This window comes from Collinsella aerofaciens, assembly GCF_015554145.1.
Lineage (GTDB): Bacteria > Actinomycetota > Coriobacteriia > Coriobacteriales > Coriobacteriaceae > Collinsella > Collinsella aerofaciens_AA.
In genome coordinates this window covers 87,217-98,425 of record NZ_JADNHZ010000008.1, presented here as the reverse complement: position 1 = coordinate 98,425, position 11,209 = coordinate 87,217, and the positions used below count along the sequence as shown (strand labels likewise).

The 11,209-nt window shown below is 64.8% G+C and carries 15 protein-coding genes; all 15 read right to left on the bottom strand.

The window, feature by feature from the left end; genetic code table 11:
* Positions 1–71: 71 nt before the first annotated feature.
* The gene (locus I2E13_RS04810) at positions 72–380 is read right to left on the bottom strand and encodes a hypothetical protein (RefSeq protein ID WP_195404338.1); all 309 of its coding nucleotides are present in this window, start codon (positions 378–380) and stop codon (positions 72–74) included.
* A complete protein-coding gene (locus I2E13_RS04805; protein ID WP_195404335.1) occupies positions 349–774 on the bottom strand; it encodes a PrgI family protein in 426 nt (141 codons plus the stop codon). The genes I2E13_RS04810 and I2E13_RS04805 overlap by 32 nt, the downstream gene beginning before the upstream one ends.
* Positions 775–786: 12 nt before the next feature.
* On the bottom strand, positions 787–1,002 hold the full coding sequence (locus I2E13_RS04800) for a hypothetical protein (RefSeq protein ID WP_006234636.1): 216 nt from the start codon (positions 1,000–1,002) through the stop codon (positions 787–789).
* Between the two features lie 84 nt (positions 1,003–1,086).
* A complete protein-coding gene (locus I2E13_RS04795; protein ID WP_195404334.1) occupies positions 1,087–2,904 on the bottom strand; it encodes a VirD4-like conjugal transfer protein, CD1115 family in 1,818 nt (605 codons plus the stop codon).
* Entirely contained in the window at positions 2,901–3,452 is a 552-nt protein-coding gene (locus I2E13_RS04790) for a hypothetical protein (RefSeq protein ID WP_156996988.1), read from the bottom strand. The genes I2E13_RS04795 and I2E13_RS04790 overlap by 4 nt, the downstream gene beginning before the upstream one ends.
* Positions 3,453–3,508: 56 nt before the next feature.
* Positions 3,509–4,042, bottom strand: coding sequence for a peptide ABC transporter substrate-binding protein (locus tag I2E13_RS04785; protein WP_195404333.1), 534 nt, complete (start codon positions 4,040–4,042; stop codon positions 3,509–3,511).
* A 201-nt stretch (positions 4,043–4,243) separates the two neighbouring features.
* Positions 4,244–5,032, bottom strand: coding sequence for an ATP-binding protein (locus I2E13_RS04780; protein WP_195404332.1), 789 nt, complete (start codon positions 5,030–5,032; stop codon positions 4,244–4,246).
* A 14-nt stretch (positions 5,033–5,046) separates the two neighbouring features.
* Positions 5,047–5,562, bottom strand: coding sequence for a hypothetical protein (locus I2E13_RS04775; protein WP_195404331.1), 516 nt, complete (start codon positions 5,560–5,562; stop codon positions 5,047–5,049).
* A 5-nt stretch (positions 5,563–5,567) separates the two neighbouring features.
* Complete coding sequence (locus I2E13_RS04770) at positions 5,568–5,816, bottom strand: helix-turn-helix transcriptional regulator (RefSeq protein WP_101677788.1); 249 nt, start codon at positions 5,814–5,816, stop codon at positions 5,568–5,570.
* Positions 5,817–5,894: 78 nt separating this feature from the next.
* Positions 5,895–6,113 (bottom strand): helix-turn-helix domain-containing protein, encoded by a 219-nt coding sequence (locus I2E13_RS04765; protein ID WP_117734617.1) that lies wholly within the window; start codon positions 6,111–6,113, stop codon positions 5,895–5,897.
* Positions 6,114–6,851: 738 nt separating this feature from the next.
* Positions 6,852–7,271 carry a YjdF family protein gene (locus tag I2E13_RS04760; RefSeq protein WP_195404330.1) on the bottom strand — a complete coding sequence of 140 codons (420 nt, stop codon included), beginning with the start codon at positions 7,269–7,271 and terminating at the stop codon, positions 6,852–6,854.
* Between the two features lie 504 nt (positions 7,272–7,775).
* Positions 7,776–8,738: an Abi family protein gene (locus tag I2E13_RS04755; protein WP_075844146.1), complete on the bottom strand. Its 963-nt coding sequence runs from the start codon at positions 8,736–8,738 to the stop codon at positions 7,776–7,778.
* A gap of 113 nt (positions 8,739–8,851) precedes the next feature.
* Entirely contained in the window at positions 8,852–9,130 is a 279-nt protein-coding gene (locus I2E13_RS04750; protein WP_129583900.1) for a hypothetical protein, read from the bottom strand.
* Between the two features lie 151 nt (positions 9,131–9,281).
* Positions 9,282–10,433, bottom strand: a complete 1,152-nt coding sequence (locus I2E13_RS04745; RefSeq protein ID WP_195404329.1) for a sensor histidine kinase — start codon at positions 10,431–10,433, stop codon at positions 9,282–9,284.
* Positions 10,430–11,122 carry a response regulator transcription factor gene (locus I2E13_RS04740; RefSeq protein WP_118205423.1) on the bottom strand — a complete coding sequence of 231 codons (693 nt, stop codon included), beginning with the start codon at positions 11,120–11,122 and terminating at the stop codon, positions 10,430–10,432. The genes I2E13_RS04745 and I2E13_RS04740 overlap by 4 nt, the downstream gene beginning before the upstream one ends.
* Positions 11,123–11,209 lie beyond the last annotated feature (87 nt).

Genomic DNA, 11,209 nt, shown 5'->3' with positions numbered 1-11,209 from the left:
GCAAATGGCGGGATTGCGTTGGCATGATTGGTTATTGAGCGTTGGTCAAAATGGTTGTTTTTACAGTAGCGCTAACAGCTCATCACGGTGAAGGCCGTCTCGCGCGCCTCCTTGCGCGCGGACTGGTAGCTGATGTCGGAGAACTCGACCGTCTGGCTGAACATCCCCGGCATCACCTGGGCGATGCCGTCCCTGTACATGGCGTCGTAGCCGACGTAGGCGGCCATCTCGCTCGAGCGGTCGCGCTCCCGGCGGCGCCTCTGCCGCTCGGCCTCCGCGCCCTTCGAGGCGTCCTTGCGCCCGCCCGTGCCGCCGAGGAGCAGCCCGAGGGTGCTCGGGCGCTTCGGCCTATTCTCCTTGTTGGTTCTTGCTCGGCTCATAGAGCTCGGCTCCTTTCTTCCTGGCACTGCGCCTCGCGCGCCGTCCCGGGCGGCCCGGGCGCGGCGAGCCCTCGGGGAGGCTCCCGGCGAGGCATGGCTCGTACGCGAGCAGCTGCGGGGAGAGCTCGTGGGCCGCCAAAAGCGGCAGCAGCTCCTCGGCCCGCATGCCGAAGGGCCGCCAGAACCCGGCGAGCCAGAACGGCATGCTGCAGAGCATGATCGGGAAGGCCGCGTCCGCGACGTCGGCGCGCAGGCCCAGGTGGACGAAGGCCGCCGCCCCGACCGCGCTGCCGAAGCCGAGCGACACGCAGGCGAGCGTGCGCAGGCTCATCTTCCCGACGATCTTCTCCTCGTACTCTCCGATGTCCTTCTGCACCGGTATCCGGAGCGCCATTCGCGACGCCCCCTATGCCGGCAGCCAGGACGTGTCCAGCTGCCCGAAGTAGACCGACGCGGCGATGATGATCGCGCCGCCGGCGATGGTGGATATGGCGGTCGCGATCTGCGGGCCGCCCTGCTGCTCCCTGATGGCCAGGCCGAGCGAGACCGCTCCCCACACGACCAGGAAGCCGCCGAGGAAGGTCACGCAGCCCGACACGAGCTTGATGACGTTTGCGAGCATGCTGCTCTCCTTTGCTTTCGGTTGACGATGTTCCTTGCCGTTCCTCCCCCGCGGCGGGGGAGGCCCGCGCCCGCCGCGGCCCCGTCACGAGAGGCCGCCCTTCCGCCTGCGGTACTCCGCGAAGTCGAACGGGCCGCGGCGGGCTGCCTCCTCGAGCAGGCGCGAGCGCGGGTGCCGCTCGAGCCGGTACTTCCGGTCCATGAGCGGCATGCAGCCGTTCACGAGCACGAGCGCGTCCTCGCGCGGCATGCGCGCCACCTCGGCGGGTTGTATGAGGTCGCGCTCGGAGACGCCCCGGTTCACGGTGCGGGTCCAGCCGGCGCCCCGCGAGTCGCTCTGCGTCTCGCTCGCCACCGTCTGCTTGCCGGCCATCTTGCTGATCTCCTCGTTGGTCTCGTTCGCCTTGCCGCCCAGGTAGAGCAGCGTGTCGCAGGCGTTCACGATGGTCTCGGCGTTGTTGTCGCCGTAGGTCTCCTTCAGCTGCGAGAGCGACTGGGCGATCATCGAGACCGCGATGTTCCGGCTGCGGGTGACCGCGATGGTGCGCTCGAAGTCGGGGATGCGCCCGATGTTGGCGAACTCGTCGAAGACGAAGTGCACCGTCGTGGGCAGAGAGCCGCCGTGCGCCTCGAGCGCCTCGGCGCAGAGCGCGCTCACGGCCGTGTCCATGAGCAGGGCGAACAGGAAGTCGAAGGTCGAGTCGGTGTCGCTCATCGACGCGAAGAGCGCGACCCTGGCGCCCTCGTCTCCCATGTGGGCGAGGTCGAGCTCGTCTTTGGAGGTCAGGTCGCGCACGGCGCGGATGGACAGCGGCTTCAGGCGGACGTTGCAGCTCGAGAGCATCGACTTCATGGTGTCGCCGGCGGCGACGCGGAACTCGCGGTAGCTCGCGAGCGCGAAGTCGTCGGGCGGCGCCGGCTCGCGGACCTTGACCCACTCCCACGCGCCGTCCTCCTCGGAAAAGCCGCGCAGCGAACCGCCCTCCGCCGAGGCGCCGCCGCGCCTGACGTAGCGCTCGCCGGTCTCCAGCTCGCGGAACACCATGTCGAGCGGGCTCATGTAGCCCGGGTCGTCGCGTGCGTCGGCGAGCGAGAGCAGCGTGAGCAGCCCGTCGAGGTTTCGGTCGGCGGGCTCGCAGTGCATGACGAGGTAGGCCGTGAGCGCGGTGTAGACCAGGCGCTCGGCCTTCTCCCAGTAGGGGTCGCCCTTGTGGTCGGCCTCGCCCTCGGTGTTGGCGACGATGCCGCGGGCGAAGCGGATGACGCCCGCCTCGTCGCGTATGTAGGCTATGGGGTTGAAGCGCATGGAGCGCGAGAAGTCGATGGTGTCGAATGCGCGGATCTCGTAGCCGAGCTCCGCCAGCGCGCCGCCCATCTCGCGGATGAGCGTGCCCTTCGGGTCGGTCACGAAGAAGCTGGCGTTGGCCTGCAGGAGGTTCGGCTTGACGTAGTAGCGTGTCTTGCCGGTGCCGGGTCCTCCCACCACGAGCACGTTGTCGTTGGTGTCGGTGGAGAGGTCGAACCTGCGGCTCACGAGGCGGATGCGCGCGCTGTCGGTGAGGATGATGTTGTTGTCGGGGTCCTTGGCGTCGCCGAAGGGCGCGATGTCCTTAGGCGTGGCCCACCTGGAGCTCCCGTGCTCCTCGCCGTCGCGTCGGGCCCCCTTGGTCCCCAGTGAGCGGGCCCAGGCGAGGAGCGCGCCGCACGCGCAGGCGGTCCCGGCGCACAGGGGAAGCGCCTCCGCGGAGAAGACGCGCCCCGCGCGGAGCGCCGCGGGTATCGCCGCCATGGCGGCCTCCGGGTCGAGGATCGGGTTCGCGCCCGACGCCGCGATTGCCGCGGCCGCGAAGTCTCCCGCGGCGAACGCTGCCGCGGCCAGCGCGGCCGCCGCCTGCCACCTCATCTCTCGGGCCCCTCGATATGTCGCGGGCCGCGGTCCCGGCCGATGCCCTGGCTGTGGGCCCTCGACGCCTCGCGCGCCCGCTCGGCGCGCTCCGCCAGCCGCTCGGGCGCCTGGCGCCTCTCGGCTATCTCGGAGAGCCGCTCCCTTGCGCGATCGGCGGCCTTGCCCGTCTCTTGCTCCAGCTGGCGGAAGGCCTCGTCGACCTCGGGGGCGTCCTCCACCTTGAAGAGCAGCCAGTCGCGGCCCTCGCCGGGGATGATGTGGTGCTCGACCGACGCGGCGCGCAGCTTGTCGGAGACGACCTCCTTGATCGTCGCGTACTCGGGAAGCCCAGAGAGCTCCTCGAGGCTGAGCTTCGCGTAGGCCGGCACGCCGTCGGCCGCGATGGCCTCGGCGCGCCCGCCGGCGATGGTCCCGCGGATTCCCGCGAGGCGCTCGGAGAGCTCCCTCGCGCTGCGCGCCATTGCCTCGGCGCCGGCCTCCTGGCCGATCCTCAGCATCCAGTCGAGCAGCTTGCCGCCCGCCTCGTCCCCGTAGTCGCTCGCCATCCCGCGCCTCCCTTCCAGTCGAGATGAAAAGGGGCGCCTTCGCGCCCCGGTCGTCCCTATTCGGCCCCGACGGCCCTCTCGCGCGCCATTGGGGCGCGGGCTTCCTGCCCGGCGTGCGCGCGGCTCGCCTCGCGGGCGGACGCGGCGCGCTGCGCCAGCGGCTCGGGAGCCTTCTCGTGCAGATGGGCCCACTCGCCGCTGCGGCACTGCTCTGGCGTCGCCTCGCACATGTCGCGCATGGCGCGCTCGAACCGCTCGGGCTCCTGGGCGATGGCGCCGAAGCTCCAGCTCTCGAAGCCGGTCCACGCGTCGCCGTCGCGCTTGAGCGTCCACCACTCGTCGCCGCCGTTCACCTGCTGGATGAACGCGAGGTCGCGGTAGCAGAACCCCTGGCGTATGGCCCAGTTGCCCGAGCCGATCGCCTCGCGGAGCCTGTCGACGCTGTCCGTGCGGGAGAACTCGTAGGGGTACTCCTCGAGGAACGGGTCGTCCTGCCAGTCGAAGCCGCCGACCTTGAGCCAGCCGTTCTCCTGGCACTTCTCCACGAGCCCGTCGTGCTCGCGGCCGGTTATCCTCTCGAAGCCGTCCATGGGCCCTCCGCCTTTCGTTTGTTGCTTGGCGGGCGGCGTCCTCGCGATGGGGGCACGGTGCGAGTCGGAGCAGGCGTGCGTGCTGGCGCGTCGGCGCCGCCCAAGACGTGTATAGCGATTTCGATTGCGGCGGCGACCGGGGCCGCCCGCGATGGGTCGAGCTGGGTCGAGCCGTCCGCGCCTCCACGGGAAGCGCACAAGCTAGCCGAGCCGGCGCCTGTCCCTTCCGCCCAGGTAGACGGGCCTGCAGGTCTGGGAGATCCTGCTCGCGATCGCCTCTGCCGTTACGCGCTCGCCGCGCCTCGCGAGCCTGTCCGCCAGCGCGCCCGGCGCGTAGTTCGACGTGACGATGGTCGGGCGCATGTCCTCGTAGCGCGCGTCGAGCACGCTGAACACGGTGCCGACGGACCATTCCGTCGCGTCCTCCTTGCCGAGGTCGTCGAGCACGAGGACGTCGCACTTGGCGTACCGCGCGACGGCGGCCTCGGTGCCGCCCTCGTCGAACGTGGCCTTCACGCGCTCGAGCATCCCCTTGGCCGTCGTGAAGGCGACGTCGTAGCCGGCCTCGGCGAACAGCCTGGCCATGGCGGAGGCGGCGTGCGTCTTGCCGGCGCCGACGCCCCCGTGTATGTAGAGCCCGGCGCCCCCGTTGCCCGCGAACGAGGCGATGTACTCGGCGAACTCGGAGCGGTCGGCCTCGGCGGCCCGGTAGCGCCTGGGGATGCCCGCGCGCGAGAGCGCCTTCTCCCGGCGGGCGGCCTCCTCCTTGGCGGCGAGGGCCGCGCGCCTTCGCGCCTCGGCCTCCCGCTCGCTGGCTGCGCCCTCGCACGGGCAAGGGGCGGCGGAGACCCAGGCGACCCTGCCCGCCAGCGCCGCGCCGAGCGGATCGAGGGCGGCGCCGCAGTGCGGGCACGCCCTCGGCTCCGGCTCGTCGAAGGAGAGCCCGGCCGCCCGGGCCTGCTCCAGGGTGATGAGTCCCGCTCGGTCCATCGGGCGCCCCTTTCTTATCTTCTGAAGTCCTTGTTGTCCCTTTTGCTTATTGGGTGGCATATCGTCAGGGGTTTCCCTGTCATTTCGTCAGGGGTTCTGGCTGCGAACCCTGACGGTTCGTCATCCTTGTTCGCTGCGAACCCTGTCATTTCGTCACCCTTTCGCGCCGGAAACCCTGACGAACCGTCAGGGGTTGCCAGCGCTCCGGGCGGCAGCCTCTCGCGCACGATGCGGTACCGCTTGGTGGCGTGCCCGCGTGCCGGGGCGTGCATGCCGCACTCTTCGATGAGGCCCCGGTCGAGCAGGTCGCGGATGGCGCGGTGGACGCTGCGCTCCTGCACGTTGAGGAATCGGGCCAGGCCGCCCTTGCTCTCGAAGTAGCCGCACCCGGCATCGCAGAAGCCGAAGATGCGCGCGTAGACGAGCAGGGAAAGGCCGGAGAGGCCCAGGTCCGCCATCATGAAGTGCCGTACCGTCGTGAACTCGCGCGGGGAGGGGCCGTCGCGCCCCTTCGGGCCTGCGGCCGCCATCGGCGCTAGCCCCTTCTGGGCGAGCCGACGATGCTGTTCCGCTCGACCCATGCGACGAGCTCGTCGTGCAGCACGATGCCGTCGCGCGTCTTGCCGCCGATGTAGCGGATCGGGAACGGGTCGTCGGGGTCCTTGGCGAGCCGGTACATGGCGTCGCGGCTGATGCGCAGCATCGCGCACGCCTCGTCGGCGCCGAATATCGCGTTGGTCGATGCGATGAGCCTCACCTGGCTCCTGCTAATGCTCTTGGTCATGGTCGTCCTCGAGCTCCTTTCGTCTCGAGGCTCCCTCGCGTGCCCGGCCGCGGGCGGCTCCTGGGGCGGTCGCCGCCGTCATTTTCTCCCGCTCCTCGACTCGATGTAGGCGTCCACTGACGCCCTCGACACCAGGAGCTTCCTTCCGAGCCTGTACGAGTCGATCTCTCCCGACCAGATGAGGTCGTATGCCTTGTTTCGGCTCGCCCTCATGTACTCCTGCATCTCGATCACCGTCATCCATTCGTCGCGATCTTGGTTGCCCTCGGGCGCGACGCATTCGGCTGTGCGTGCCATGGTTCCTCCAATCTTCCCGTGCGGCACCGCGCGAGCACACCGCACGGCACCGTGTCCCTTTTCGTCTGCGCGACGATTGAACCGCCTGATGTCGATTGGTGAGCACGGCAGGAGCTGAGACGGGTCGAGATGGGTCGAGCTGGTCGTGTCTTCACGAAACGGCCATGAGCCGCGTGCCTTAGCTGGCAGCTAAGCCCCCGAAAAGTAAAAGGCGCCCATGCGGGCGCCTGCCTAGTAGCTGGAGTTGTTCGGTTGTGGTCGGAATGCTCGTCTTCCGCGGTGCTGTCGTCCGGGGTCCGGCATCTGTCGTTCGCCTCTTCTGTCGTGTTTGATGTTGCGTGTTCTGCGAGCGACCTTGCGCGGGCCTGCCGGCCCGTTGCCCCAGGTGCACCCGGATAAATGGTACCCATCCGTTGGAACACGGACATCGCGGGAGGGCTTTCTGGGCAAGCTAGGATGGACGAGCGGCGGGGTTCTAAATGCAATAATTCGAGCTAAAGGGCCTTGTGCTCTATTTTGCAAAACGCGAGGGTGCAATAAACTCGACAATCCCCCTGAACCTTTTCTGAACGAATCAGCTCTTAGGCGGTATGACGCGACACGCATCGGTAGTGCTCGGACTGGGTTAGTCATCGAGTGGGTATAGAACATACGTTCTGTATAACGTTATAGCACCAGGTGGCAGGCGTAGTTTCAATCGAAGCTACGCCTGCTGCTATATATGGGTTGATGGTGGTATCAATGACCGCGATGCTTCTGTTTGCGCTTCAGTTTTCGCTGCTCGAAGCGCGCCTCCGCCTCATCCGCGCGACGCTGGCTTCTTGCTTGAGCCGATTCCCGCTTCATCGTCTCCCGCTGATTCGCGAGCGCCTGCTGCGCCTTGGTGCTCATCGCCGGCTGCTTGAGGGCTTTCGCCGCCTCGCGGGCGCGTCGCTTGGGGTTCTTCGCGGGCTTGCTCGCCTCGGTCGGACCGTGACCGAAGAACGAGAGCTTCGCCCATTTGTTGACAACGAATCGCAGGATCTCCTCATCGGACGGTTCTGCGCCGAAGACGATGCGGGCGACGCCGTACCTTCCGTCCTCGACATGCTCCGCCAGCCCGACCCAGAATTGGCCGTCGTGATATACGGTCAGGGTGGACGACACGCTGATCTGCATGGCTGGTTCCTCCTTTATGTAGATGACCATGCAGAGAAGGGACAACCAAGGAGGCAGGTTACTGATGCGGACTCCCGCACGCCCACGACTACCCGACGGGGACTGTGTTTTCATCTCTGGTGCCCGCATTGTAGCACGCGCGGATTCACGATGTTGATTGCCGGCGCCTAGACGGAGATGAAGGCGGTTCGATCTAGGTCAAGCCGGTCGCTCGTTCATGAAGCGGCCGATTCCCTGAAAATAAAAGGCGCCCACGAGGACACCTACAGGCTATCTTCGAACTACTTGGTTTGGGGCAGACGGAGGAAAAAATAGGGCAGAATCGCTCTCACGATCCCGCCCCGCAAACCCGAGGGTTTCTAACTGGCTCCATTATTCCGGGCTTCTCAGTTCTGTCATTGACCCAGGTATCACCCGTCTCCTATAGCGAGTGAATATAAAAATAGGGCAGAGTCGCTTGCGCAAGTCCGCCCCTAAAACCGTGAAGGTTTTGCTATCTGCAGGCTATTCTACCAACCCGAGCGATTCTGTCAACCTGCGAAGGAACTCGAGCGCGGAGCGAGCTGCGGCGTCGGGCCCCTTGTCGGGCAGCGCCTCGGTTTCGCCGTCGGCCCTGGCGAACATCTCGGCGAGCTCGGATGCGGCGCGCGAGCGCGAGGAGCCCTCGGGTACCAAGCCGGAGTGCGCCACGAGCACGGTCGCGACCTCCTGCATGGCCGTATTCCCCATCCACTTCCTCCTGGTCGCCTTGGGAATTCCCACGGCGGCGACCCTTCGGGAGACGCCGCTGGACGCCGAGCCCCGGGCGGCGCCCCTCTCGGCGAAGCAGTTGATCAGGCACGAGCCGTGCGCGGCGCAGTTGCGGACGGACTTCACGCGCTTGAGGTCGTAGTGGGAGGCCTCGAGGCGCCTGTCGCCCCATCGCCTGGCGCAGAAGCGCACGAAGTCGATGAGGGTGCCGAACGAGGTGAGCTCAAGGAAGGCCCAGGCAGGCATGTCGCCGGAGTACTTCGCGTAGAGGCTCGAGCTGTAGGGGCTGCGGCCGCTCATCTTGAGCTCGCGCAGGCGGTACTCCCTGTTTGCAGTGGTAAGCGATGCCATGTAGTCGGCCACGATGGCGTAGCCGTCCTCTCCACGGTCCTCCATCTCGCGAAGCAGTGTCACCTTCTGGAAATGCTCGATGTCGAGCGTCATGCCGAGCAGGGCGTGGCGCAGCTCCTGGTCGAGCGCCGCGAGCAGGCGCAGCTGGCCGAAGTCGAGGTCTACGTAGCGGCCGTCGCGCGGGCCTCCCTCGTATTTCGAGAAGAGTTTGCGGTAGGATGCGAGCTTGAAGAAGTTGCACTTGTCGCGCAGGTAGTCCGCGGCCTCTTCCTCGGAACACAGCTCGAAGGCTACGCCCTTCTGCTTGAGGTGCTCTATCTGCTGCTCGATCGTGAGGATCGGCTTCCTATCGTGGGGTTCGGCCATGCTCGGTCTCCTGTCGTTGATTTGAGAATCCTATTCTACCAGCATGTTTGCCCTGAATCCTGAAGGCCCGTTCGCCAACTCATAAGCAAGCCACCTGAGACTACTCACTTTGTTCACGAATGGCGAAGACCTGCGACCTGGGGTTTTGCAAATGGCGCGCAAGCCACCCGCGTTAATTCACTTGCGATTGCAGCTGGCGGCTTGCGGGCAAAAGGGCGGTTGAGTTTCAAAACGGGCGTTTTCGGCGCCATCGAGCCTCCAAAGGCGACCCGCCGCGCACTTTGGGACAAAAACAAAAACTCAAAGCCCTGAGTTTGAAAAAAGTTTTTGAGGTTGTCCCAGCTTTTGTCCCCGAAGCCGACGAAACGCGACATCGCGTCATTCGGCGGCACGCGTTCCGTGTCGATGCCGAAAACTGGGTGTAACTGGAGTGACGGGACGGCAGAACCGACGCCATCGAGTGGGAGTAAACTTCTACTCTTTTGGGCGAATTGCATTGACGGAGAGGGGTCCCGCGCAAACGTGTGCGGGACCCCTTTCGTTTTACTGTTCGGTTAATGCTGCGGATCGTTTTGGAAGGCTTGCGAGCATAGTGGTCCCGTTCTCGGAACTTGCTTCGACCTCTACGGCGCCACCGTGAAGCGCTGCAATCTCCCAAACGAGCGCTAGCCCGAGTCCTGCGCCGCCGTATGCCCTGCTGCGGGATTTATCCAGGCGAAAGAACGGTTGGAAGATGCTCTCACGGTACTGTTTGGGTATTCCCGGGCCCTGGTCCTCGACTCGCAGGAACACGCGGCTGTCGTTGTCGCAGATGGAGACGTTGACAGTCGAGCCGGGGCGGCTGTAACGGATGGCATTTTCGACCAGGTTAAACACCAGCCGATAGAGGAGCGTGTCGCTCCCGATTACTAAAGCGTCTCCAGCACAATTGAGGGCTATGCCCTTATTTTCGGCAAGTGGCGCTAGGTCGGTGAGGACCTCTTCGGACAAGGGACCAAGTTCAACATCGTCCTCGCAAGGAACGCTGCGGAGCTCACTCATCTCGAGCAATACCTTGGCCATTCGAGACATGCGCTCGGTTTGTTCTTGTAGCAGGCCGAGCAGCTCGGCTGTTTCGGGTTGCAAACCGGAGTGTTCGGAGATGAATAGTTCAATCTGTGCTTGCATAAGGGCGAGCGGGGTGCGCAGCTCGTGTGCGGCGTTGCCGGTAAACTGACGCTGTGCAGAGAACCCTTCGCCAAGACGAGCGATCATGTCGTTGAAAGAGGCGCTGCATCGTTGTAGCTCGGTGGGCACATCTTCATTGAGTCTGATTTCGCTTAGGTTGTCAGGTTGCACACGCTCAACCTGAGCTGCAAAAGCCCGTAGCGGTTTGAGTGCACGGCCGCTCACAAAGTATGCCAGCGCGCCGCCAAGGAGTGTGACTCCAGCCGTGATGTACCAGGCTGTCGTGCCAAAAGACTCCTGTGCGTCGTTTACGACGATCGTGACCTTGTCATCGAGGGCTGCTTTCGTTGGGTCGAACGCCTGGAGCGAATCTTCGCCGGTTGCGTTAAAGGCCGAGATGTCGCTGCCGATGGCATCCATGTAGCGCATGCCCGTATAGCCGACCAGGCAGTTCGTCAGCACGCATGCCGCACACGTGAGCAGTGCCGTCATAATCGTTATGCGCCATTGCAGCGAAAGCCCTTTCATTCTCCATCCTCCATAACGTAGCCCTCTCCAATCCGATTGCGAATCGGGTCGTATCCCAAAGCGCCGCGCAACTTTTTTCGGAGCGACGAGATGTGAACGCGGGTTGCGTTGCTAAAGCTGTTCACGGTGCTATCCCAAACGTGCTCTATAAGCTCCTCTTGGCTTACCGGTCGCCCCTGATTAAGCATCAGGTATTCCAAGATTCCCGTTTCCTTGCGTGTAAGAGATAGAGCCTCACTGTCCACGGAAGCGATGCGCGCCTTGGTGTCAAAGTTGAGCTTTCCGCAGGTTAATACTATGTCGCTTTGTGCGAAGCGCCTGAGGGTAAGGCTGCGGATCCTTGCCGCAAGTTCGTCCAGATGAAACGGCTTGGTAAGGTAATCGTTGGCGCCGGCATCGAGTCCGGCGACTTTATCGGATACTTCGCCACGTGCGGACAGAATCAGTACCTTGGTCTCGCAGTCGGTTTTCCTAAGTTCCCTGAGCACGGTCATGCCGTCGATACGGGGGAGATTGAGGTCGAGCACCACGAGGTCAAAGACTTCGACGCCCAGCAGGTCGAGCGCCTCCTGTCCATCGTGACAGCAGTCGACGCTGTACGCCAAGTTTCGCAAGCTGCGCGCGATTGCATCGCACAGTGCTCGCTCGTCTTCGACGATCAAAATACGCATAACAGTCTCCTTGCACATTCCAAATCGCGCTTAACACGGATTTTATAGTCGATATGGTCCAATGGTCGCGTAACGAAAGGAGTGGTCGGATTGTTCAAAGCGGTA

What these genes read in the sequence shown, in the direction of transcription:
- I2E13_RS04810 (WP_195404338.1), bottom strand. Translation starts at nt 380, where the DNA reads ATGAGCCGAGCAAGAACCAACAAGGAGAATAGGCCGAAGCGCCCGAGC.
- I2E13_RS04805 (WP_195404335.1), bottom strand. Translation starts at nt 774, where the DNA reads ATGGCGCTCCGGATACCGGTGCAGAAGGACATCGGAGAGTACGAGGAG.
- I2E13_RS04800 (WP_006234636.1), bottom strand. Translation starts at nt 1,002, where the DNA reads ATGCTCGCAAACGTCATCAAGCTCGTGTCGGGCTGCGTGACCTTCCTC.
- I2E13_RS04795 (WP_195404334.1), bottom strand. Translation starts at nt 2,904, where the DNA reads ATGAGGTGGCAGGCGGCGGCCGCGCTGGCCGCGGCAGCGTTCGCCGCG.
- I2E13_RS04790 (WP_156996988.1), bottom strand. Translation starts at nt 3,452, where the DNA reads ATGGCGAGCGACTACGGGGACGAGGCGGGCGGCAAGCTGCTCGACTGG.
- I2E13_RS04785 (WP_195404333.1), bottom strand. Translation starts at nt 4,042, where the DNA reads ATGGACGGCTTCGAGAGGATAACCGGCCGCGAGCACGACGGGCTCGTG.
- I2E13_RS04780 (WP_195404332.1), bottom strand. Translation starts at nt 5,032, where the DNA reads ATGGACCGAGCGGGACTCATCACCCTGGAGCAGGCCCGGGCGGCCGGG.
- I2E13_RS04775 (WP_195404331.1), bottom strand. Translation starts at nt 5,562, where the DNA reads ATGGCGGCCGCAGGCCCGAAGGGGCGCGACGGCCCCTCCCCGCGCGAG.
- I2E13_RS04770 (WP_101677788.1), bottom strand. Translation starts at nt 5,816, where the DNA reads ATGACCAAGAGCATTAGCAGGAGCCAGGTGAGGCTCATCGCATCGACC.
- I2E13_RS04765 (WP_117734617.1), bottom strand. Translation starts at nt 6,113, where the DNA reads ATGGCACGCACAGCCGAATGCGTCGCGCCCGAGGGCAACCAAGATCGC.
- I2E13_RS04760 (WP_195404330.1), bottom strand. Translation starts at nt 7,271, where the DNA reads ATGCAGATCAGCGTGTCGTCCACCCTGACCGTATATCACGACGGCCAA.
- I2E13_RS04755 (WP_075844146.1), bottom strand. Translation starts at nt 8,738, where the DNA reads ATGGCCGAACCCCACGATAGGAAGCCGATCCTCACGATCGAGCAGCAG.
- I2E13_RS04745 (WP_195404329.1), bottom strand. Translation starts at nt 10,433, where the DNA reads ATGAAAGGGCTTTCGCTGCAATGGCGCATAACGATTATGACGGCACTG.
- I2E13_RS04740 (WP_118205423.1), bottom strand. Translation starts at nt 11,122, where the DNA reads ATGTGCAAGGAGACTGTTATGCGTATTTTGATCGTCGAAGACGAGCGA.